General features: G+C 37.6%; 28 protein-coding genes. 11 read left to right on the forward strand and 17 right to left on the reverse strand.

Annotated elements, in window-relative coordinates; all coding sequences use genetic code 11:
- Nucleotides 1–23 precede the first annotated feature (23 nt).
- From JFV29_RS14045 to JFV29_RS14090, 10 genes are all read right to left on the reverse strand, one after another.
- Entirely contained in the window at nucleotides 24–3155 is a 3132-nt protein-coding gene (locus JFV29_RS14045) for an LPD38 domain-containing protein (protein WP_201184645.1), read from the reverse strand.
- A complete protein-coding gene (locus JFV29_RS14050) occupies nucleotides 3145–3963 on the reverse strand; it encodes a hypothetical protein (protein WP_201184647.1) in 819 nt (272 codons plus the stop codon). The genes JFV29_RS14045 and JFV29_RS14050 overlap by 11 nt, the downstream gene beginning before the upstream one ends.
- Before the next feature lie 67 nt (nucleotides 3964–4030).
- Nucleotides 4031–4357, reverse strand: a complete 327-nt coding sequence (locus JFV29_RS14055) for a hypothetical protein (RefSeq protein ID WP_201184649.1) — start codon at nucleotides 4355–4357, stop codon at nucleotides 4031–4033.
- A gap of 99 nt (nucleotides 4358–4456) precedes the next feature.
- Entirely contained in the window at nucleotides 4457–4579 is a 123-nt protein-coding gene (locus JFV29_RS31710; RefSeq protein ID WP_201184604.1) for a Com family DNA-binding transcriptional regulator, read from the reverse strand.
- Nucleotides 4580–5020: 441 nt separating this feature from the next.
- Nucleotides 5021–5842: a hypothetical protein gene (locus tag JFV29_RS14065; RefSeq protein WP_201184606.1), complete on the reverse strand. Its 822-nt coding sequence runs from the start codon at nucleotides 5840–5842 to the stop codon at nucleotides 5021–5023.
- An 82-nt stretch (nucleotides 5843–5924) separates the two neighbouring features.
- Nucleotides 5925–6473, reverse strand: coding sequence for a hypothetical protein (locus JFV29_RS14070; protein WP_201184608.1), 549 nt, complete (start codon nucleotides 6471–6473; stop codon nucleotides 5925–5927).
- 531 nt (nucleotides 6474–7004) lie between these two features.
- The gene (locus JFV29_RS14075; protein ID WP_201184610.1) at nucleotides 7005–7211 is read right to left on the reverse strand and encodes a hypothetical protein; all 207 of its coding nucleotides are present in this window, start codon (nucleotides 7209–7211) and stop codon (nucleotides 7005–7007) included.
- Between the two features lie 398 nt (nucleotides 7212–7609).
- Entirely contained in the window at nucleotides 7610–8515 is a 906-nt protein-coding gene (locus JFV29_RS14080) for a hypothetical protein (protein WP_201184613.1), read from the reverse strand.
- Between the two features lie 95 nt (nucleotides 8516–8610).
- A complete protein-coding gene (locus tag JFV29_RS14085) occupies nucleotides 8611–8823 on the reverse strand; it encodes a hypothetical protein (RefSeq protein WP_201184615.1) in 213 nt (70 codons plus the stop codon).
- Entirely contained in the window at nucleotides 8824–9147 is a 324-nt protein-coding gene (locus tag JFV29_RS14090) for a hypothetical protein (RefSeq protein WP_201184617.1), read from the reverse strand.
- 231 nt (nucleotides 9148–9378) lie between these two features.
- Between JFV29_RS14090 and JFV29_RS14095 the strand changes: the two genes are divergently transcribed.
- Both JFV29_RS14095 and JFV29_RS14100 read left to right on the forward strand, forming a co-directional pair.
- Nucleotides 9379–9594, forward strand: a complete 216-nt coding sequence (locus JFV29_RS14095) for a helix-turn-helix domain-containing protein (RefSeq protein WP_201184619.1) — start codon at nucleotides 9379–9381, stop codon at nucleotides 9592–9594.
- 11 nt (nucleotides 9595–9605) lie between these two features.
- A complete protein-coding gene (locus tag JFV29_RS14100) occupies nucleotides 9606–9767 on the forward strand; it encodes a hypothetical protein (protein ID WP_201184622.1) in 162 nt (53 codons plus the stop codon).
- Here JFV29_RS14100 and JFV29_RS14105 read toward each other — a convergent pair.
- Nucleotides 9760–10290 (reverse strand): hypothetical protein, encoded by a 531-nt coding sequence (locus tag JFV29_RS14105; RefSeq protein ID WP_201184624.1) that lies wholly within the window; start codon nucleotides 10288–10290, stop codon nucleotides 9760–9762. The two genes, JFV29_RS14100 and JFV29_RS14105, sit on opposite strands and share 8 nt — an antisense overlap.
- A 178-nt stretch (nucleotides 10291–10468) precedes the next feature.
- Here JFV29_RS14105 and JFV29_RS14110 point away from each other — a divergent pair, with 178 nt between their 5' ends.
- The 3 genes from JFV29_RS14110 to JFV29_RS14120 all read left to right on the forward strand — a co-directional run bounded on the left by JFV29_RS14110 (nucleotide 10469) and on the right by JFV29_RS14120 (nucleotide 12687).
- The gene (locus JFV29_RS14110; RefSeq protein WP_201184626.1) at nucleotides 10469–10708 is read left to right on the forward strand and encodes a hypothetical protein; all 240 of its coding nucleotides are present in this window, start codon (nucleotides 10469–10471) and stop codon (nucleotides 10706–10708) included.
- A gap of 196 nt (nucleotides 10709–10904) precedes the next feature.
- Entirely contained in the window at nucleotides 10905–11768 is an 864-nt protein-coding gene (locus JFV29_RS14115; protein ID WP_201184627.1) for a tyrosine-type recombinase/integrase, read from the forward strand.
- A gap of 55 nt (nucleotides 11769–11823) precedes the next feature.
- Nucleotides 11824–12687 (forward strand): hypothetical protein, encoded by an 864-nt coding sequence (locus tag JFV29_RS14120; protein WP_201184629.1) that lies wholly within the window; start codon nucleotides 11824–11826, stop codon nucleotides 12685–12687.
- 128 nt (nucleotides 12688–12815) lie between these two features.
- Here the strand turns inward: JFV29_RS14120 and JFV29_RS14125 are convergent, their stop codons facing one another.
- Both JFV29_RS14125 and JFV29_RS14130 read right to left on the reverse strand, forming a co-directional pair.
- Nucleotides 12816–13076 carry an endonuclease domain-containing protein gene (locus tag JFV29_RS14125; protein ID WP_242486874.1) on the reverse strand — a complete coding sequence of 87 codons (261 nt, stop codon included), beginning with the start codon at nucleotides 13074–13076 and terminating at the stop codon, nucleotides 12816–12818.
- Nucleotides 13077–13261: 185 nt separating this feature from the next.
- Complete coding sequence (locus JFV29_RS14130) at nucleotides 13262–13486, reverse strand: helix-turn-helix domain-containing protein (protein ID WP_201184631.1); 225 nt, start codon at nucleotides 13484–13486, stop codon at nucleotides 13262–13264.
- A 434-nt stretch (nucleotides 13487–13920) separates the two neighbouring features.
- On the opposite strand from JFV29_RS14130, the gene JFV29_RS14135 reads away from it, so the two are divergent.
- From JFV29_RS14135 to JFV29_RS14155, 5 genes are all read left to right on the forward strand, one after another.
- Nucleotides 13921–14256, forward strand: coding sequence for a hypothetical protein (locus tag JFV29_RS14135; RefSeq protein ID WP_201184633.1), 336 nt, complete (start codon nucleotides 13921–13923; stop codon nucleotides 14254–14256).
- A gap of 40 nt (nucleotides 14257–14296) precedes the next feature.
- A complete protein-coding gene (locus tag JFV29_RS14140; RefSeq protein WP_201184651.1) occupies nucleotides 14297–14542 on the forward strand; it encodes a hypothetical protein in 246 nt (81 codons plus the stop codon).
- A 35-nt stretch (nucleotides 14543–14577) separates the two neighbouring features.
- Nucleotides 14578–15453: an FtsK/SpoIIIE domain-containing protein gene (locus tag JFV29_RS14145; RefSeq protein WP_201184653.1), complete on the forward strand. Its 876-nt coding sequence runs from the start codon at nucleotides 14578–14580 to the stop codon at nucleotides 15451–15453.
- A complete protein-coding gene (locus JFV29_RS14150) occupies nucleotides 15453–16115 on the forward strand; it encodes a replication-relaxation family protein (protein WP_201184655.1) in 663 nt (220 codons plus the stop codon). Before JFV29_RS14145 ends, JFV29_RS14150 begins: the two co-directional genes overlap by 1 nt.
- Nucleotides 16116–16187: 72 nt before the next feature.
- Nucleotides 16188–16499, forward strand: coding sequence for a hypothetical protein (locus JFV29_RS14155; RefSeq protein ID WP_201184637.1), 312 nt, complete (start codon nucleotides 16188–16190; stop codon nucleotides 16497–16499).
- Between the two features lie 225 nt (nucleotides 16500–16724).
- Here JFV29_RS14155 and JFV29_RS14160 read toward each other — a convergent pair whose 3' ends face one another.
- The 3 genes from JFV29_RS14160 to JFV29_RS14170 form a co-directional block, all read right to left on the reverse strand.
- Nucleotides 16725–17264 carry an NYN domain-containing protein gene (locus tag JFV29_RS14160; protein ID WP_242486875.1) on the reverse strand — a complete coding sequence of 180 codons (540 nt, stop codon included), beginning with the start codon at nucleotides 17262–17264 and terminating at the stop codon, nucleotides 16725–16727.
- A 423-nt stretch (nucleotides 17265–17687) separates the two neighbouring features.
- Nucleotides 17688–17867 carry a hypothetical protein gene (locus tag JFV29_RS14165; protein ID WP_201184639.1) on the reverse strand — a complete coding sequence of 60 codons (180 nt, stop codon included), beginning with the start codon at nucleotides 17865–17867 and terminating at the stop codon, nucleotides 17688–17690.
- A 164-nt stretch (nucleotides 17868–18031) separates the two neighbouring features.
- A complete protein-coding gene (locus JFV29_RS14170) occupies nucleotides 18032–18220 on the reverse strand; it encodes a hypothetical protein (protein WP_201184641.1) in 189 nt (62 codons plus the stop codon).
- A 199-nt stretch (nucleotides 18221–18419) separates the two neighbouring features.
- Here JFV29_RS14170 and JFV29_RS14175 point away from each other — a divergent pair, with 199 nt between their 5' ends.
- Nucleotides 18420–18731 (forward strand): hypothetical protein, encoded by a 312-nt coding sequence (locus JFV29_RS14175; protein ID WP_201184643.1) that lies wholly within the window; start codon nucleotides 18420–18422, stop codon nucleotides 18729–18731.
- A 41-nt stretch (nucleotides 18732–18772) separates the two neighbouring features.
- On the opposite strand, the gene JFV29_RS14180 is transcribed toward JFV29_RS14175, so the two are convergent.
- Complete coding sequence (locus JFV29_RS14180; RefSeq protein ID WP_201184657.1) at nucleotides 18773–22711, reverse strand: LPD38 domain-containing protein; 3939 nt, start codon at nucleotides 22709–22711, stop codon at nucleotides 18773–18775.
- Between the last annotated feature and the right edge of the window lie 165 nt (nucleotides 22712–22876).

The following is a 22876-nucleotide window of genomic DNA, read 5'->3' on the forward strand; positions in this document are numbered from 1 at the left end:
TAACCTCGATAAGTGGCTTTACATCACTGATTACGCCAACTTCTAATGGTGTTGAATGCAATTTCATTCCTTCTTTTATTCAGCCTATCTATCTCAACCCGTTTTTCTTCAGCGCTCATGTAAGAATCGTTTTGTATAAGTCGTATTTCCTTGCTGATATCACTGACTTCTTTAGCCGAATCCTTTATTTCTTCATACTCTTCTTCCTTGCTGAAGTCTTCGTCCTTTGACTTGGCCGATCCTCTTTGACGGCTTAGTTTATCTAATAGAGAATATAACTTATCGACTGATTCTCCAGTTGATGACTCATTCATTAAGAAAGCTCTTAAAGGTGTTTGCTCTGTAAGAAAATCCTTCTTTGGTTTTTCTACATCATCGCCAACTACTCCACTTCCCTCTAAAATCACATCAATACTGTCTGTCGCATAAGTTCCTAAACCTCCAGTAAACCCCCGAATAGTATTATCTATAACGCGTGGTGAACCAAAGTTTTTAAAAGTCCCTTGACCTTGAGTAATAGCATTAATCCCTTTACCAATTAGCTTTGCTGATTCAGAAGTATTGATATCATGTTGATCTGGAAAATCCACATTTTCTTCACGACGAGGAATGATTGGTCCTTCTCTAAAGAACGAATAATTGGCCATTCCTTCGATAATCGGCGCTATACCCGTTAACATAGTCGGTACTGTAAAGGATGCAAGTGTTTCACGAGCAAAATCATCAAAGGCTTCAGGATCGCTTTCTTCAATGTACTTTAGTGTACGTTCCGGAAGATTAGCGAATATAGGACCTAAATCAAATGGTTTAGGAATCCGTGCAACTTGTTCCGTCCCCGGTACTGGAATTAACCAGAACGTATTTTTCAACCAGCTCGGAGCATCATCAATTAATTGTTTTTGTTCATCTGACGCAAGGGTTTTTTGTGCCAAATAAGCCCCAATAGTCGGCATGGTAATGGCTGTAAGCGATTTTGCCGTTACTTTCATCGGATTTTCTTTAATAGCCCTCAACAACTTACTTTTCCCCTGTATATTAGCGTTTAAGAATGCGACTACTTTATTTGTTTCTCGAATACTTACTCCTGATCGAGCAAAGTCCATGATGTCTCTTGCCCGGTATGCAGCTTCCTCACGTGAGGTTCCACTTCTTAACGCGGCACGATATTCTCCTACCTTTGTGGCAGACTCAGTCACATCCGCGATAGACCTTAAAACCCCAAGCCACGCTTTAGGATTTACGACATTAATAAAACGCTTATCCTCGCTTTTTAACGCTTTTTCTATTGCTTCCCTGTGCATTTGTCTGTCCACAGAAACGATATTACCCAATCCTCCGTTGTCCTCAATGAATTGACGATACATTTTGTCAGGTGTCTTGATTTCTTTGCCGGCTATTTTTATGCTTTTCCCTTTTAAAGCCGACTGGAATAACCCTACTGGGAAATCGATTAGTGGATTAAACCCGGAATTAGATACTATGAACGCTTGTGGAACATCTCTCATCGGATTTCTCAAACTAAATTCAGGTGTAAGTGTTGCCCCTGCCCTTAATGTGCTTGCTGGCTTTTGTAATGTCTTAATTAAGAAGTTGGACTGTTCTTTATCCATATTCTTCATCGCCTTATACACTTCAGGAGGTACTTCATACTGTGCTTTTTGACCGTTCTCCAACACAGAAACAACGTTCTTCCTACCGGTCTCTTCACCTGGATTCAATCGACGGACAAAGTCGCTATTAGTATCTTCTGATGCCAACTTCCCTAATTGATTCGCTACTTTATTCCGGTCTGCAGCATTATTCAATTTGAAGATATTCTTCACGATACTTTCAATCGGATCAATTACCTGGCGATCAGACCCTTCTAACTTTTTGATAGGGTTGGCCACATTTGCTAATGACTGCTGTATTCCGGAAGAAAAATCAACCTTCTCATCATCAAAAGAACGGAACAAAGGCATATAGTTAGGGTGTTTTTTCTGCATGTTCTCTACAGTTTCTTTTGACAATACTCCTGTGTCAGCCAGAGTATTGAGCAAATCGTTATTTAAATTAACCAGTTCTTTACGAGCGTTTTCCATCTCTGGAGTCCCGATTTTATTTATAACCGCATCCACCTCTTCATTGGTGAATCCAGATTTTATACCCTTTGCATTTACATCACGAGCATGTACAGCTAAAGCATAATCGCCAAGATCATCTGATGAAAAACCAAATTGTTTCATCTTTTTTAAAATAGGAGTCAAACGAGTTTCCACTATTTGATTTGATTTTTCAGAACTACCTTTAAATAATCTCGCTTGTTTGTAAAGACTATCCTCAGCACTCGCTACATTGCCCCGTACATTCTTTTCTAATTTTTCTAAAGGCGATAAATCATCTATAAATTGAGTCCTAAGATTCGAAAATAAATTCTCTAACTGGTTTTCTTTCTTAGGGTTTCGGTTTACTTTAGACCGGAATGATTGGGTTAAATCTACTGCTTTCTTGCTTGCTGGTTGTAGTCGTTCCATTCTTGATTCAATAGACAGTTGGGATGGATCTTCAACTTTAGATAATTTCCCACCATTCCCCTTCATAGCTTCTATAGGCTCATAATCCCTGTCTTGCTTAGGTCTTTGCAAAGATTCTTTCAAACGAAGCAAAGGACTACCTTCATCCATGGCTTCGATCAGCTCATAATCTCGCCCGGCTCGTAACCCTTTCGCCTGAGTATCAATTAACTTGCCGCCGTCAATATCCGGTTCAACCTCTATTGGTTCAAAATCTGTACCTTTCCTTAGACGGTCAAGAGTTGGCGCGACATTTTCAGGAACTTCCGTTTCAGGTTTCTTGTATAAACTCTGCAATCGGTCATATAAAGGAGTGTGATCAGTTGCCTTTTTATTTTGTAATGGAGCTAACCGTTCTAATACATCAGCACTTGGTTTACCTGTAAATTCAGGAACATTACCTTTTGCTAACCTTGCAAGGCCATTAGAAGCAAGTTGACCAGCTCCATCTAATAAAGGATCCGCGATAGCACCGGCCGCCGCGCCTATTCCTACATGAGCCAAGTTCTGTTTGTAATTGTAATCATCAGGATTCAACCCTTCACGAATACCAACTTCCGCAGCACCTACACCAGCCCCTGCAATAGCCCCTTCACGCGCCATTTGCCCGAACCTTGATAAACCTGTTGAACCTCGCTTTTGCGCCTAATCCTGCCCCTTTTACGGCTTTAGCAGCACCCAAACCTGGAACAAGGTAGCCAAGACCAGACGTGATCATGTCTGTGCCTCCACCTTCTCCAAATTTACGAGCAGAATTATAAGCTGGTTCACGGTCATTCAGTTTTTTATCCAAGTTGCTAAATAGACCCAATGAAGCTGAATCCGTTGCACGACTTGAACCACGAGCAAATTCTTTCGTTTTATCGGATTGTTCATGATTCAAAAAGCTGTTTACAGCATCCCCAGCTTTTACGCTATCGAATGGATTAAAGAAATCTTCTGCTGCTTTGAATGTTTGCCCGACTTCCGACTTCTTGAGCTTGTCAACCATAGCAGCAAAGCCGGTTTTCTTTAATGGTTCTCTTTTCTGCCTATGCTCTGTGACATTTGCCGCTCTTTGTGCTAATTTGCGGTTAGAGGAATCTGAGATATTATTCATCAAACGACTCTTTGTGTCGACTCCATCTTCTTTAGAATCCATCCAGGTGCGGAATTCTCTTGCTTCGGATTCGTCCATCCCTTGACTCGATGCCCAAGATTCGTATTTTTTATTGAAATTCCTACCGTAATCAGAAGGGAGAGAACCCATTAAGTTCTTCTCCCATTCATAGTTCTTGTTTCTGGTTAAGCTTTCCCCTGTATAGTTCGGCTGATTATATTGAACGGCATCACGCCGAGGGCCAGGCTTAGAAACTTTCTTCTTTTTCTTTTTCTCATTCTCTTTCCATATCTCGTATGCCGTTTTAGCCATTCAATCACCCTTTTCCCTGAAAAATAACGTCCTAACTAATCAGGACGCATGTATCTTTGGATAAAATTTATAAGTAAAACTCCTGCTGTTCTTGTGGTGGCAAACTATTTATTGCTTCAGCCCTCATGAGGATTTTCAAAGCTCTGCTGCGTAAATTCCTAACAGTATCGCTTTTTTCATCTTCATTACTAATAATGTAATAACCACCTCGACCAATTTCATTACAAGTACCTACAGGAGCTCCATATTTCACTACAGCTTCAGAAACCATTCTCCTTACTGTTACACCACTAAATCCTGTTAATTTTGAAATATAAGAAACGGTGGTAGCCCTGCCTTTTCCATAACCGATTAATCCAACTACCTGTTTATGAATCTCTGGTAAATCGTTCATAAGTCGTGCCTCCTGTTTAAGAAAGGTGAAAAAAAGAAAAAGGCCCACAATCTGAGAAGGGAAAATTCCCTTTTCAAACTATGGACCTCAAGGATCTCTCTATTTTTTAACCGTATGTACATTTTTACATTTAGGGCATTTAAACTCGATCACACCCTGAAATTCCCCTTTGCAAAGTAAATGCTTGCAAGGACTGTTTGTACAACGAATTTCCTTTAACATTCCTTTTCCACCTCTCTCGATTTGTATAACACCCTAAATCGGAAAGGAAACACCTTGCAATATTGGTGATAGTTTTTAATTCGATATGGACCGGATTAGTCCTGGCCAAGGTCCAGTAAAAAAATTAACTTTTCTTACAATTTAATTATAACAAATTTTTGCGACAAAAGCTACAATTTTTAAACCTTTAATTATAACATCTAAATTGTATTCATAGGGAATAAATTTTCATAAAACACACTAATTTTATCGGAATTATACACATTATAACCCTGCTAAACTTTGAGCACACCCCTATTAAATCAACGTATTTCCTTAACTCCATACAAAAGGTACATTTCGTAGATTAAAAGGGCTACCTTATTCTCTTCTACAATTTTCTCGTGTCTCTTTACATAACTTACCGACTCCAAATAAAAAACACCCCGAGGGATGCTTATGTCAAAATGTTGCTAATAAGGTTTCTGATACTGCCTGGCCCCACTTTGGATCTGTTAATACAGTTGAAACTACTTTTAATAAAGCTGTCTCACCAAGACCATATACTTTACCAGCAAAATCTTTAAGTTTACTTTGTGAAGGTTCAGGTTTGTTAATTTCCTCCTGAATTTCATTCATGACCTGCTCAACTTCGGCCATTTTTTCTTCAGGTACAACTTGTTGTTCTCTTACCAAATCCATAATCTTATGAGTAATATTTTCATAATTAACGGTTTGCTGTATGTCTTTACCGATTGCAACTGCACTACCTTGCTCGGCTGTAATGCTTCCATAATTGAAAATTTGCAATGCCGCACTGGCAATGCTCTCTTTACCTTTTACTTCAACCTCAACTAAATCGTGAAGGCGATCAATCAGCTCCCTCAAACATGGTCTGGCAATTTCACTAAGGAATTGCTGGATATTATCTTCAAATCTTTTGTGCTTATATATTCTATGACTTAAAGAATCCAAATTAATATCACCTTTTACAACTTGGTCAAATATTTGAACGACATATGCCAATTGCTCATCAACATTTGAAGGTAATTTTAATTCAGATATCCAATGCCCATTACGTGAGAAGTGTATAAATTCAAAATCCACAGGTATTGCAAGGAGAGGCGCTACTATAGAGTTAATTACCTTATCCTCATTAATAATTGATATAAACCTTACAATTCTGGCTTTATAAACTGAATAACCGGCAGTTAAAATGTCAGAGGCCGCAGCATCTAAGGTTCTAATTGCTCGTCTTACTTCTGGCGCATTAAAATTAGTCACAGAAAAACTCCTTTTTGGCTTCTATTTTTTAATGTATATTCAACAAAAATAGACAGATACCTTTCTCCCTTCAAAGGTATAGTTAACTAAAAAGGTTATCCAAAACTTCATTAAAATTTCGGTAAGGACTACTTTTATGTTTAATGTCACCAAAAATTGTATTAGCATCTGTAGTATGGACGATATACCGGTATTCTTCTTTATCCAAACAATTCAGTTTATCTTTAATTTGCTCAATACTATTCTTCAAAGACTGTATCATGGCATCTTGTGTAGTTCCCAAGTTAGTAAACTTAGGAAGCTCATAAATACTTATTGGACTATCAATACTAATATCATACTCTTCCCCATTACTCATCTTTACCTGTAGAACAGATTTACGTTTAGTTATTGTTACACTTATAGAACCCATTGTAGCCTCAAGTTTCCGTTCCTCATCATCATAAGTATCCAGGTCTTCAAGAATAAATTTGTTATCGAAAAGATAATCAATTAATTCCTGAATAGCCTGAGATAACATCCGATTATTAGCTTCAACAAAATAATTATCCCTATATTCAATGAATTGATCACATAATAACTTAGCTTCATCTCTCAATGTAACAATCTGCTGCTCTTTAACAATATTCAAACTAAACACCCCTGTCTATTATGGTTATTTTTCCCTGTAATTTATTCTATCAAATCACCTTCAAAAGATATATAACTCCCAACACCTACTTATCGATCCAAGGTATTCTATAGTTGTTTAATGATATTTAGTTTAAGCTCCATGGTTGATTATTCTTATTTAGATTTTTTTACCTAAATTACTTATTATGCTTGTATTATGGTTTTCGGGGTTTCATACTACCGGAGACTGAGGGTTTGAGGTTAGAGGGCAGACTGAACCCCTTATACGCAGTCAATAAGGCTTAATTTGACTACGGATAAGAGATTCATCTGTACTACCATCAACATCGGGAATCGGCCCTTTTGTACACCTTACTTGATGAATGGAGATTAATCCAAACGCATTCTTTTTACAAACAATCTCTGTCCTGCCTGACGGAGTCTATAACGAGCTCAAAATTGAGTCGGTTACTTTCCCCTTTGAATGCATTCCCCTGCCCTGTAACGGACACCAGAGAACCCACCGTGACTATATGCTGCCACACGCTTATTATGGCCACCGTAAGTAAGGTAACGGATTAGGATTCAACCTTAGACCATAACGCCCTTGTTTTCTGACCTGGAAGGCAAACCAGTAGTTTTTTAGATTCTCATCATGTTCTTCCTTTAACCATGATGCTATGACATCGGTATTTCCGACCCCATAGATTGTATGTGATTGGCTTATGTATGCCGTCAATGCCCTCTTCAGGTACATCACAGCTCTTAGAACGCAAAAAAGCTCCTTGCCTGTAATAGACAAAGAGCTTTGTATCAATAGATTTATATATGAACACAGGTGGTTTCCCATAAAATAACAGGTAAAGTAACAAGTAAAATTATATGTTACTGTTGATTTCAACCACGATATCATGTATTCTTTTATTATCTAATTGAAATTAAATGTGTACCGCAAATACACATTCGCTACTGATCCGCAAAGTCAGTAGCAACTCTCTGGGATTGATCGCGCAACCGGTCAATCCTTTTATTATGCTTATTTTTATATGAACTGCTAAAATTCCGTATATTATTTTTAATAGTAGCATATAGATATAGTTTATAACAATGATGCTTTGTCAAAATGGATAAAAAAAAGACGCATTTTGCGCCCTTTTAAAATAAGGTATCAATATAATTCGGTTTCGGTGAATCACTCGTACGCATTTTGGATTCAGGGTGCTCTTTAGATTCAAACTCCCTGTAATCATCTTCCTCATCTTCAGTATTGATACTCTCTATATATCGATAAATACATCCTGATCCCCCATTTGGTGCCAGGAATGATAATATATTTCCGTTATTTTTAGGAGATAAGTTTTCAAAATGATAATCCACTAAGTCATGCCACATATTTTCATCTATATCTAAGTCTATAGTAAACTCATGATACATAGAGGTTAACTCGTCTATTTTATCCTTATTCATTGTAGGATGTTCTTTCCCGAATTTACCTTTATATTTAAATGAATAATAAGAGAAAACGTCATTTTCGTCAGAAATGATGTATATGTTTATATTATTATTATTTTTAATATTATTTAAATTAGTATTATTAATCCTCCCATTGGGTTGGACAAGTTCCTCCATTTGGGCGGAACTGTTGATATAACTGGTGTGAATCTCCTTTTTCTTCTGATTCTTCAACTCTAATTCCTGTTCTAACTCTGATTTTTTCTGTTTGCCTTCACTTAGAATATTCATTACCAAAGAATCATCATCAACAATTTTAAAGTATCTTCTTGCCGGCAATCCTCGTTTATCTGTCTTGATTAAACCTAATTTCTCGAGTTGCTTAATAGCTGCACTTTGAGGTTTCTCACCCAGTCCTGTATCAAGCCGTATATTGTCAACGGTATTAAAGAAAAAACCGTCCTCTGTCAATTGTTCTCTATTCTCAAAATAAGCACGTTTACTGATTAATTCTGAATACAAAATGGCAGCATTTAACCCAATCGCATGGACGAGGTTTTTATTAACCACGATACTACCGTCCGAACGCAACATATCTATAATAATCATGGCTTGTCTCCTTTTTTTATATTATAACAGGATGCTTGTTGTAGCACCCTGCTTGTTTTATAATCAAGCTATCGAATATTTAACGGGAAGAGTGATCAGTTGCTGCTGGTCGCTCTTTTTCTATATAAACTTAATGTTGCAATCAATAAATCAATTTCGTCAGCATATAACTGGACGCTTTTACCCTCATCTTCTTTATCTCCTTTGCGAGAAATGCACATATTGACTGCCGTTTCGTGACCAGGCGATATTTCTAATACAACGGTATCGTTAAATACTAAGCGTGTAACCAAATCGAGTTTATTCAATTAAATTACCCCCTTTTCAGTTGATTTTTTATTACCGTATATTTTCTCGAATGTAGTTCCGTAAAATAAAGTGCCGTACTGTCTCCCTGTTTCTCCGGCTGGAATACTATCTGTATAAAAAATCATCTCTTCAACCATGCAATCAATTTCTTGATGATTCACCGCCACAATCCTAAACCCGTCTACAAGCTGATTATTTTCGTCAACAATAACAAACATCGGCTCTTTCACTTCATCAAAGAAAATATCCTTTGATAAAACGTCTGTTGTTTGGTAATCGACTGTATTCCTTAGGACCATTTTTGTAAGGTTGGCTGTATTCATAATAAATTCCTCCTGTACTAAACTGTAGTTTTGTATTGAGTTTTACTATTTGGCTGCAGAGACAAGAAACATGTTCTATTCAGATAATCACCATCATGTTTTCTCTTTGCTGTTACCCTAACTATAAAACGAAATAATCGTTTTGTCAAACGTATTATTAATTTAATTACCAAATAATCGTTTTATAATGTTATTATTGTTTTACACATAATAATCATGGGGGTTACAAAGATGAAAGAAATCAATTTATCAGAAATGAGTATTAAAACAGCTGTACGGATTATGATGGAGGATAGTGAATATAGCCAATTCCAAAAAGTTGCTGAAGCTTTAGGGATACGAAAAAGCACGTTTCAATCAGCATTAGATAACGATGCATTGCGAGTTAGGGATTTATTGAAGGTAGCAGATCTATTGGGGTACCAAGTTAAAATAGGCCAAAAATAAAGGTGGGCAATGTGGCAAAAACAACAATTGAAAATATAGGTGAACGAAAAGAACTTTCAGATGAAGCCTTAGAAAGGTTTGTTGAAATTTATCTCAAAATGGTAAAGGAAAACGAGTTAAAACTTACTAAAAAAAGGACAGCACATAACCGTGCAGTCCCTAATCCTAACTAAACCATTTCATAAAGCCTTTACGCTTGTTTTTCTCTTCCTTGGCTTCCAGGAGGAGTTTTTTTGTTTCTTTTGATTCCTTTATATTCTCTTGAATAAGTTGTTCACGCTTATCTAATCGTTCTTCTATGTATTGTTGCTGTTCGTCTAATCGCTGCAAAAGCTTTTTATTAAACTCTTCTTGCCGTTCTATATGATCCAACAATTCTTGTATGACTTCATCTCCGTAACGGTTTGAAGGAACAGCGATCTCGGTGTTCTTTTCCTCGGACGCATCGTCATTAACCTTTGTTACAACAATCAATGAGGCGTTCTCCAAGCTTAAATTCTGAACTTGAACCAACTGTCTCAACTGGCGAAGTATAACCATGTCCTTTTCAAAGAACACCCTACGGTTATTATCCGTTCTCGGGAAATTGTATCCATGATGTTCAATAGCAAGACACCACTTCCTTAATGTACTATCTCCTATACCTAACGAGATACTCGCTTCTTTAGGAGCTATTGGCTTGTCCGTTACTTCCATCGTTACCCCCCCGTTCTTTAGGGTTATTGTAGTCCAAGTATTCATTCAATGATAGCGAACATAAATTCGTTTCAATAGTTACAAACAAACATCAACATATATAATTACTATATAAACGCTAACTGAAGTAGATTTTTAGGAGTTAATTGAAAGTCGATTTACTAAAGGGTGATGAAGGATGAACATTAATATCAAAGTTTATTTACATTCGAAGGGAACGAAATTTTTGCAGAGTGGAAGCTTCCCTGTTTCTAATTCAGATTATAAGAAGAATCCAGATTCGGCAGCTGCCGTTGCGGCATATAAATGGATTCAACAAATCAAAATTAACTTTGCTGCAAGTGAGGATTTTCGTATCGATCAAGTGATTTATAACCAGGATGATGATATTACGGATTTAGTTAAGAATTTAGGATAATTGGCCTCGAAAACAGTGATTATGTAAACTAAAAGACATCCATATTGTTTGGTGTCTTTTTAATTTGCTTATAAATCAACATTTACAGGAAACTCAATACAAAACCAAAATATTGTATTGACTTTATTTACCCCTACATTTATTATGAAATTAACAACAAAACGAAATAATCGTTTTATAAGGGAGATGGTTAGTAATGAAAAATACTGATTATTTAGAAGCATTCACTGATTACTTGATTGAAGAGGAAAAAAGCGAAGGTACTGTATCGGGATATAAATTAGATGTGAAGGACTTTTTAAGCTTTATAGGTAAATGTATTAAAGACCTCAAAAGAACCGACGTTACGGCTTATAAGGAACATTTAAGAGTACGTAAATTAAAAACTCTTTCTATAAACAGAAAATTAGTTAGTGTTAAACAATTTATCGATTTCTTAAATGATCGGTTTGAATTAGGAGTGTCAGCTCGCATTAAGCAAGAGAAGGTCCAGAAACAGTATTCTTTGAAGGATGAAGATTTACTTACTGAAGAGGATTTTCAGGCTCTTATCGGAGCTGTGGAAGCTTCTGGAGACATCAGAACAAAAGCGATCTTTGAAGCTATGTATTATTCAGGAATGCGTGTAAGTGAAATGCTGCAGCTCCGTATGGATCATGTCACGTCTGGCAAAAAAATTATCGAAGATATTAAGGGTAAAGGTGGGAAATACCGCGATATTTACATCAGTGATAAGCTTAGAAATTCATTGAAAGCATACTTAGAAGTGAGAACACAGCCGTTCTCCAGTAACACTAAATTATTATTTGTTGGTCAACGTGGTCCGATTTCACGTCAAACGGTTCATAATGATATGAAAAAGTATGCTTCCATCGTCGGAATTGAATTAGCAAAAGCCCACGCCCATAATTTACGTCACTTATTCGGACTCAAATTAGCAGCAAAAGGTTTGCCTATCCAAGACATTGCTAAGTACATGGGACATACGAGCATTGAGGTAACAAAAATTTATCTGGAAAAACCGCAATCATATTATTCTGGTCTTATTAACCAGTTATAATATATTCTACTTTTTATAAAGGATGGATCGTATGCCTTATACTTATAATCTTAAAATGGATTTTCAAAATAATTGGATTGATATGCTTAAGTATCAATTAGAAAACATGGGCTATGAGCCTTCATCTAATAGACAAGACATATGTTTCAAATACTTCAATTTGCAAAAAAGATTAATCGCTCCCCATCCCAGAAAGATACTAATTTCAAAGGAATTCACTTATCCCAAAGAATTTGAAAATGGATTGGAATTAATAAAGAGTAAAATAGAAAAAGGTACAAACTTGAAACATCATTTAAGCAGTTTGATTTCTAATTTAGATTATAACGATCAATTTTTGAATGATTGGGGAATACATCATTTACATTTAGGTACTGAATTAAATGGAAATTTTGTAAATAGAACTGGGCCAGTATTGTTTGTTAGGTTTGATGATAATTACGCTTATTTCATTAATGTTTTCAATCATGGCAAATCTGCCAGAAAAACGCCATGGTACAGACAAGAAATGATTGCAATTATTCACAGAAATTGGCCAGATTCTATAAATCAATTTGTTTTAAAAGGTATTAATAACATTAACCCAATTCCAACTGATAGTGATATAAAAAATTCAAGAAAACACAATTCAATGAGTCTTATTAAAGTAGACGGCGTGGCCTACGCTCCAATTGGAATGGGATATGCAGCTTCCGGTCATAGCATAGAGGCACACAGGATTTGTGATATTTATTATGAGTCTATTAATCATTATGAAAAATGGATAAGGGAAAATCCTGGTATGTTAATTAAGGAAGCCAATAAGCGCGGCATTAACATCGGGAATAATATCCACCTGCTTTTAGGAATTAAAAATAATGACTTATATGCTTTAGAAGTTTACTCTCGTGTTTTTTTTAGGATTGGATCATTAAGTTAAAAAGTGGAGACAGGGATAAGAGCATCAGATTAACTGATGCTCTTATCCTTTATATCTGTCAAAAAAACCTTTCACATATTCTTCATATCAGTGTGAATTACCTCCGTTTATTGAACTTCTCCCTGCAATTAACGATTCTTTTCTTTATCTATTCGTTCTAACACTTTCCTCATCCTTCCGTTTATAGCGCTGCCGGAGAACCTTAATACTTTCCAACCGTTTTTCCGTAGATATTTATTTTTTCTTCTGTCATGGGCTTTTTGTTCAGGTGAAGAATGAAATGCCTTACCATCACACTCAATAGCTATACGATACGATTGTAAGGCTAAATCAATACGATACCTCCCACAAGGAACTTGAGGCTCTACATTCTCCCCCCTGAAAATCAAGGCATTGTATAATCGCCACTCTATAGGTGATTCTGGTCTTCTTCCGGGAACCTCTTTTTCGAATCCTAACTTTCTTATCCGTAAAAAACAATTCCTAATGTTACTAACGAAAAGAAGACTACATACTCAATCATAAAAAACCTCCGTAAGTGTTTTTGAGTGGTAGTCTTTCCTCGCCATTTCAATTACATACTCCAAAAATCATCATAATTCACTTCATATCCGGCCTTTTTTAAAGCTTTTATAATCCTCGCTGCATTCTTCATAGATGGTTGATTATCGTCAGATTGAGCTACTCTGCTTATGCTATTCCTATTTACCCCACTGACTTCGCAAATCTCCTGTTGTGTGATTCCATTCCGATCAAGAAACTTCCCAAACTTTGACCGTCTTTTCCCTAAACCGAACATTATTTTCAATCCTCCTGGTTAAATTTATATGCTCACCAGTATCGACTGAAATTTTGGCCTTTATTCACATTTTTGTGATTTTCGCCTATAAAGTGTGAAACATGTACAAGCAGTCTCCATAGGCTTTATCAAGGTACCTAATTTGGGAGTTAGCAACTTCTGACCAAAGTACTTACCAAGTTACCTATCAAGATAGTCCTATCAAGGTAATGAACCTTTACAGGTTGATAAATAAGAGAAATGAAATGTGTTTAGAAGGAGCCGGAGGGCGAGTGGATGGGGGGAGAGGCGAGAGGGGGGAAAAGAAAAATCTGAACCGCCAAAGTTGGAGTGCCAACCGGCGCAAAATTGCGCTGGTTGCCCTCCACAAAATTGTGGAGAGACACCTTATACTTCACGGCTAAACATTCAGCAGTCAAAAAGGAGACTACATTATGTTACTTAATCTGCCTTTTGTATCGAGTAAGATAGAAACCGTTGATTTTAAAGCATTCATGAACAAAGAACAGCCGAAGAACGTAAGGATTGGTAAAAAAACACCTGTCCTATTCTCCTTCATACCTTTGCATCCTGGCGCGATGATTGACCCGGTATTTATCGGTATAGGTGCTGGAATTATCTTAATAGCCCTAATCGAAAAGGGATTAGCTGATACAGGTAACGTTTCAATTGCAGCCTTTTTATCCACTTTCCTGCGTATTTCATTTCCAATAGCCGGCATAGCTGCCCTGTGGTACCTCGTCAATGATTTGAAATTCTTATTCTGGTAAGCAATAAATCAAATTGATTTATCAAAGGAGGAAATGGTTAATGAAAATGTGGTTAGCAAAGCAGAAGGCCAAAGCAGAGCTTCTAAAAGCCTTTCGAAACGGTGAGATAGGGAATCATTATTCTTACAGTTCCAACTCTGGATTGATTTACCCCAAGATTCATTCCGTACAATTTGACAATAAGAAAAAAACACTTATGTATGTTTTTACCCTCCCTACTGGTATGGATCCAAAAGAAGTTATGAAAAAGAATATTGCTTTAAACAGGTATTCGGGGAACGAATAGAGCTAAAAGGAGACATTAAAAAATTCACCCTAACAGTGTTCACTGCGCCTATCCCTAATCTTGTCCGTTATAAGGCAGAACGCTTTGTAGAACAGGCTAAGAACGCTAAATTACCTATTGTTTGTGGTGTTGATATGAACGGACAGAACGTGGTTTATGACATGGTAGAACACCCTCATTTATTGATTGCTGGCGAAACGGGATCCGGGAAATCTACACAACTAAGGTCCATCCTTACATCGCTAATTACGATGATAGATCCTAAACGTTTGCAGCTGTTCTTATGCGACCTTAAACGCTCTGAATTCCATTTGTTCCGCAGGATTGAACACGTTGAGGCTGTTCTCGTGAGTCCTGTTGATATGCTCCCTATGCTAATACACTTGCGCGAAGAAACAACTAAACGGGGAGATTTACTGGATGCTCACGAAGTAGCTCATATCGACGATTTACCAGATCCACCACCATATATCATTCTTTGCATAGATGAAGTTGCATTACTCAAGAAGGAAAAGAAAATCATGGATATTATCGAAGAGATAAGCGCTATTGGACGCGCACTTGGTATCTACTTAATCCTTTCCATGCAAAGACCTGACGCGAAGCTCTTAGAAGGAGCATTAAAGAATAACTTAACTGTCCGCATGGGATTTAAATGTGCTGATTTAATCAATGCCAGGATAATCGGAACCCCGGGTAGTGAGAAAATAAAGCAAGATGGAAGAATGTTGTTAAAATTACAAGGTCAAGACGAGTTAAAGGAGATTCAAGCTCCGTATTTGGTCGTTAAAGAGGCTAAAAAAATATTAGAGAGTCATAAGTATCCCGTTACTAAAAACACCGAAAAAGGGCCTTCTAAGCGTTCTGATGACCCAGAGATTATTGACACCATATTCGAGGTGTTGGATTGATGAAAAAACGAGACTTGGCAATTCTAAGCGACTTACAGCGTTTCCGGTGTTTAACTCGAGACGATATTATCGATCTCCATTTTTCCGGTTTAAAAAATCCTATTACATGCTGCAATACCGTTTTAAAGCGATTAAGAAGAGATGGTCAAATCGAAGTAAATACATCCCAGCAACCATATATCTACTTTCACTCCCCAGCTCCCATAAAAAAAGACTCTGCTAAAATCCCTCATTTCCTTAAAATCGTTGAATTTTATAAGTCGCTGCTCAATTTTGAGCCGTCAGAATCCTTTATAGTAGAACCGAAGTACGGAAAGGGTTATATGGAACCGGATGCCTTCATGATATGGAAACGCGCGCCGTTCTTTGTAGAGATTCAGCGTTCTATCTATTCAGAAAAGGTAATGAACGAAAAATTTCGTCGATATGTCTCTTACTACATGAGCAATGAATGGCAGTACGAACCATGGCAGCCGGAAGGTAAAAAGGTTTTCCCTAAGATTATACTGATTGCTGATCACCGGTATAATTTACCGATCCATTCAGGTGTCCAATTCTTCCAGGTCCAGGACATAAAACAATTCCTTATTTTTGCTTCAAAGACTCGGGAAATGAAAAAAGTCTCTAAGGAAACTCAAGGTATAAAAATAAGTATAGGATAGAAACCATTGCAGGAGATCAGGCATCCTTAATCGAATTACAAAGATTGAATGCACAGTAAGGAGGAAATACTTTTGTTCAAAACTAACTCAGTAAGAATGATTGATGATTTCGGTAGAAGATTCAAGATTAGAAATATCGAATATGAAATTGATAAATGGGAATTCAATGTCGATGGAATGTTTGGTCATATTCACTTCACCGTACCCAAAGGGAGTTATGAGTACAATGCAAATAACGGCGCTTATTGCTCTAAAAAAGATAATGAATATGATTTAATTCATGTAGCAACACCATGTTTCCTTGATGAGGAAAATGCGATAGAGATGTCATTATCCCAAATTTTTAAAGAGGCCATTGCTTTCGCCGATTTAAACCTAAGTTAACAAAAAAGGAGCCCTAATTTGGTGGCTCCTTCTTCATCTCGATACAAAAGAATGCTTATGTAATGTTTCTTCTATGTGTAAAAAGGGAATTAAAATGTCGAACGAAATTATGCATGGACAAGAGGTCATTGTCCATACTATTAGTAAAGGGCTGTATAGGTTCGGACTATATAGCTCAGAGCTAAGGCTGCGTGAGGATCTGGACCTCCGCAGTCTTTTTATTATTTATCGCATACATTGATCGAAATCTGTTTTAAATAAAGTAATGTTGTCATCAGAAAGATCCTTAATATAACCAGCTTTCTGTTTATCTACAACTGCGACAACAATATTTTTTCCCAAACTTCTTGCCATAGCTATCGCAGATTCATAATCAGAATCAGCACTAAATAAAATCGCTTCATCATATCCATTATTAAAAGCTAACGAAACTAAATCCACAGCTATATTTACATCTGTCCCTTTTTCGGTGAAAATATTATTGCCATTTTTATCTTGGCCAATAACTTTTAGGTATCCGGTTTTCGCTATACATTTAGGGACCCTTTTATTTAATCTATCAACGAAAGTTTTTGTGGCTGCTGCTTTTGTTTTATCAACGCTTCCTACTGCCGTGTAGTAATATAAACGCTGTAGATAGCCGTTTCTTTTTTGGGCTACATATTCAGCTAACTTTCCATAATCTATCCTTTGTTGAGTCCCGTATAACCCGGTAAGTGCAGACTCGAAATTATTTCCATCTATAAACACCATAACTCTTTTCATCCGGAATCCTCCCTAAAAAAACACTAAAGGCGCCAGCTCTAATGCTGACGCCTCTTCTCAATACTCTCTTGCACTTAGGCTCCGATTGCCCAGCGCTTAATAACTCTGAAAGTACCGTCTCCGAATGACGGACTTATAAATATCTCTTTAGTTAAAGGTCCGAACCCTTCAACTTGTTGCTCTCAGTATACAAAAAGCCGGACAAGCTGTCAACACCTTTAACCTAACTGCTGACTGGCTTGACAGCTATTTACCTGGTTTATAAAAGACTACACAGGTCCTGGTAACATCTCTTTTTTTAAGGCCTCATTAAATTCATTTTTTTAGACCGTCGAAATAGCCGAGTGCTTCTTTTTTTATCGTGTAAGAAAATCCTTTTTTAGGTCTCTGAAATCTCCTGATACCTTAACATTCCTTAACAACTCAAAGCATTTTCGCTTCAATCCGACCAAGAATGGTGTTTAATTGATCCTTTTTGTTTTTCTCGATAAACTCATTAGCTGCTCCCATAATGAGGCGTTCTAAGCTTTCAAACTTGGTATGAGTTGTTTCTAAATGGATGTGCATAGCTTGGTCATCATGTTTTATATTAAATACCTTCACAAGTAGCAACCCCTTTATAGATAATCATTTTAAACTCAACTTCCCCCTACTTCTGTAGCACTTCTGTAGCACTCCTTACGCGCGTGAAAGTTAGGTTTTATTAGGTTTTGTAGCACCTGTACGTTTAGGGTGTCTAATTTGTTTAACTTGTAGCATTCCAATGATTATGAGGTTTTGTATCTTTCATCAATCCACGCTCTGTGCCGTATATTGTGCCATTCACGCTTTGCTGCATATCTTCTAACAGATTGATAAGGTATATCGTACCTTTCGCTGACCTCCCTAAGTGAAATTCTGCTTTGGTGTCCAGCTTCTAAGAAATAACTTTCTACAGCTTTCCAGTCATATTTCATATAAATTACCTCCGAGTGTTTTCCGAGTGTCTTTTTTAAGGCCTGTAAAATCGGTAAATGTAGTGTTTTGTAGTAACTCCGAGAAACCTTAGCATTCCTTATCATTTCTTTACCTTCGGGTTTTTTATCGTGTCGGAAAATTCCCTTTTAAAATGTACGACACGAAGGATTTTCATTCCAATAAATGGAATACAATTAGGTGAGGGGTGATGTCGTGTATTATTTAATTGCGATTCCTATAGCCGTGCTGCTTTATCATTCAATATGGATTATAGGAAAAAAATATATAGGCAAGGAACCATTATGGCTTAAAGTTTATTTATGGTGTGTATTGCTTTATGTTGTGATAACACCGACAGTCTTTGTTAATTACTTATTTGATAAACTCAAGATCCCAGGTACTATAACCACTTATGCAATGTTATTAACCGGACTATTAGTCTTTTTCCTGGCTATTACATGTTACCCTAAACAAACGATTGAAAAAGATGGGTTTAGGGAGCATCAATAAACACTCCCTAATTCCCTTTAACCTCGATAAGTGGCTTTACATCACTGATTACGCCAACTTCTAATGGTGTTGAATGCAATTTCATTCCTTCTTTTATTCAGCCTATCTATCTCAACCCGTTTTTCTTCAGCGCTCATGTAAGAATCGTTTTGTATAAGTCGTATTTCCTTGCTGATATCACTGACTTCTTTAGCCGAATCCTTTATTTCTTCATACTCTTCTTCCTTGCTGAAGTCTTCGTCCTTTGACTTGGCCGATCCTCTTTGACGGCTTAGTTTATCTAATAGAGAATATAACTTATCGACTGATTCTCCAGTTGATGACTCATTCATTAAGAAAGCTCTTAAAGGTGTTTGCTCTGTAAGAAAATCCTTCTTTGGTTTTTCTACATCATCGCCAACTACTCCACTTCCCTCTAAAATCACATCAATACTGTCTGTCGCATAAGTTCCTAAACCTCCAGTAAACCCCCGAATAGTATTATCTATAACGCGTGGTGAACCAAAGTTTTTAAAAGTCCCTTGACCTTGAGTAATAGCATTAATCCCTTTACCAATTAGCTTTGCTGATTCAGAAGTATTGATATCATGTTGATCTGGAAAATCCACATTTTCTTCACGACGAGGAATGATTGGTCCTTCTCTAAAGAACGAATAATTGGCCATTCCTTCGATAATCGGCGCTATACCCGTTAACATAGTCGGTACTGTAAAGGATGCAAGTGTTTCACGAGCAAAATCATCAAAGGCTTCAGGATCGCTTTCTTCAATGTACTTTAGTGTACGTTCCGGAAGATTAGCGAATATAGGACCTAAATCAAATGGTTTAGGAATCCGTGCAACTTGTTCCGTCCCCGGTACTGGAATTAACCAGAACGTATTTTTCAACCAGCTCGGAGCATCATCAATTAATTGTTTTTGTTCATCTGACGCAAGGGTTTTTTGTGCCAAATAAGCCCCAATAGTCGGCATGGTAATGGCTGTAAGCGATTTTGCCGTTACTTTCATCGGATTTTCTTTAATAGCCCTCAACAACTTACTTTTCCCCTGTATATTAGCGTTTAAGAATGCGACTACTTTATTTGTTTCTCGAATACTTACTCCTGATCGAGCAAAGTCCATGATGTCTCTTGCCCGGTATGCAGCTTCCTCACGTGAGGTTCCACTTCTTAACGCGGCACGATATTCTCCTACCTTTGTGGCAGACTCAGTCACATCCGCGATAGACCTTAAAACCCCAAGCCACGCTTTAGGATTTACGACATTAATAAAACGCTTATCCTCGCTTTTTAACGCTTTTTCTATTGCTTCCCTGTGCATTTGTCTGTCCACAGAAACGATATTACCCAATCCTCCGTTGTCCTCAATGAATTGACGATACATTTTGTCAGGTGTCTTGATTTCTTTGCCGGCTATTTTTATGCTTTTCCCTTTTAAAGCCGACTGGAATAACCCTACTGGGAAATCGATTAGTGGATTAAACCCGGAATTAGATACTATGAACGCTTGTGGAACATCTCTCATCGGATTTCTCAAACTAAATTCAGGTGTAAGTGTTGCCCCTGCCCTTAATGTGCTTGCTGGCTTTTGTAATGTCTTAATTAAGAAGTTGGACTGTTCTTTATCCATATTCTTCATCGCCTTATACACTTCAGGAGGTACTTCATACTGTGCTTTTTGACCGTTCTCCAACACAGAAACAACGTTCTTCCTACCGGTCTCTTCACCTGGATTCAATCGACGGACAAAGTCGCTATTAGTATCTTCTGATGCCAACTTCCCTAATTGATTCGCTACTTTATTCCGGTCTGCAGCATTATTCAATTTGAAGATATTCTTCACGATACTTTCAATCGGATCAATTACCTGGCGATCAGACCCTTCTAACTTTTTGATAGGGTTGGCCACATTTGCTAATGACTGCTGTATTCCGGAAGAAAAATCAACCTTCTCATCATCAAAAGAACGGAACAAAGGCATATAGTTAGGGTGTTTTTTCTGCATGTTCTCTACAGTTTCTTTTGACAATACTCCTGTGTCAGCCAGAGTATTGAGCAAATCGTTATTTAAATTAACCAGTTCTTTACGAGCGTTTTCCATCTCTGGAGTCCCGATTTTATTTATAACCGCATCCACCTCTTCATTGGTGAATCCAGATTTTATACCCTTTGCATTTACATCACGAGCATGTACAGCTAAAGCATAATCGCCAAGATCATCTGATGAAAAACCAAATTGTTTCATCTTTTTTAAAATAGGAGTCAAACGAGTTTCCACTATTTGATTTGATTTTTCAGAACTACCTTTAAATAATCTCGCTTGTTTGTAAAGACTATCCTCAGCACTCGCTACATTGCCCCGTACATTCTTTTCTAATTTTTCTAAAGGCGATAAATCATCTATAAATTGAGTCCTAAGATTCGAAAATAAATTCTCTAACTGGTTTTCTTTCTTAGGGTTTCGGTTTACTTTAGACCGGAATGATTGGGTTAAATCTACTGCTTTCTTGCTTGCTGGTTGTAGTCGTTCCATTCTTGATTCAATAGACAGTTGGGATGGATCTTCAACTTTAGATAATTTCCCACCATTCCCCTTCATAGCTTCTATAGGCTCATAATCCCTGTCTTGCTTAGGTCTTTGCAAAGATTCTTTCAAACGAAGCAAAGGACTACCTTCATCCATGGCTTCGATCAGCTCATAATCTCGCCCGGCTCGTAACCCTTTCGCCTGAGTATCAATTAACTTGCCGCCGTCAATATCCGGTTCAACCTCTATTGGTTCAAAATCTGTACCTTTCCTTAGACGGTCAAGAGTTGGCGCGACATTTTCAGGAACTTCCGTTTCAGGTTTCTTGTATAAACTCTGCAATCGGTCATATAAAGGAGTGTGATCAGTTGCCTTTTTATTTTGTAATGGAGCTAACCGTTCTAATACATCAGCACTTGGTTTACCTGTAAATTCAGGAACATTACCTTTTGCTAACCTTGCAAGGCCATTAGAAGCAAGTTGACCAGCTCCATCTAATAAAGGATCCGCGATAGCACCGGCCGCCGCGCCTATTCCTACATGAGCCAAGTTCTGTTTGTAATTGTAATCATCAGGATTCAACCCTTCACGAATACCAACTTCCGCAGCACCTACACCAGCCCCTGCAATAGCCCCTTCACGCGCCATTTGCCCGAACCTTGATAAACCTGTTGAACCTGCTTTTGCGCCTAATCCTGCCCCTTTTACGGCTTTAGCAGCACCCAAACCTGGAACAAGGTAGCCAAGACCAGACGTGATCATGTCTGTGCCTCCACCTTCTCCAAATTTACGAGCAGAATTATAAGCTGGTTCACGGTCATTCAGTTTTTTATCCAAGTTGCTAAATAGACCCAATGAAGCTGAATCCGTTGCACGACTTGAACCACGAGCAAATTCTTTCGTTTTATCGGATTGTTCATGATTCAAAAAGCTGTTTACAGCATCCCCAGCTTTTACGCTATCGAATGGATTAAAGAAATCTTCTGCTGCTTTGAATGTTTGCCCGACTTCCGACTTCTTGAGCTTGTCAACCATAGCAGCAAAGCCGGTTTTCTTTAATGGTTCTCTTTTCTGCCTATGCTCTGTGACATTTGCCGCTCTTTGTGCTAATTTGCGGTTAGAGGAATCTGAGATATTATTCATCAAACGACTCTTTGTGTCGACTCCATCTTCTTTAGAATCCATCCAGGTGCGGAATTCTCTTGCTTCGGATTCGTCCATCCCTTGACTCGATGCCCAAGATTCGTATTTTTTATTGAAATTCCTACCGTAATCAGAAGGGAGAGAACCCATTAAGTTCTTCTCCCATTCATAGTTCTTGTTTCTGGTTAAGCTTTCCCCTGTATAGTTCGGCTGATTATATTGAACGGCATCACGCCGAGGGCCAGGCTTAGAAACTTTCTTCTTTTTCTTTTTCTCATTCTCTTTCCATATCTCGTATGCCGTTTTAGCCATTCAATCACCCTTTTCCCTGAAAAATAACGTCCTAACTAATCAGGACGCATGTATCTTTGGATAAAATTTATAAGTAAAACTCCTGCTGTTCTTGTGGTGGCAAACTATTTATTGCTTCAGCCCTCATGAGGATTTTCAAAGCTCTGCTGCGTAAATTCCTAACAG

It is taken from the genome of Peribacillus sp. TH16 (assembly GCF_016651095.1).
Classification (GTDB): Bacteria; Bacillota; Bacilli; order Bacillales; family DSM-1321; genus Peribacillus; species Peribacillus butanolivorans.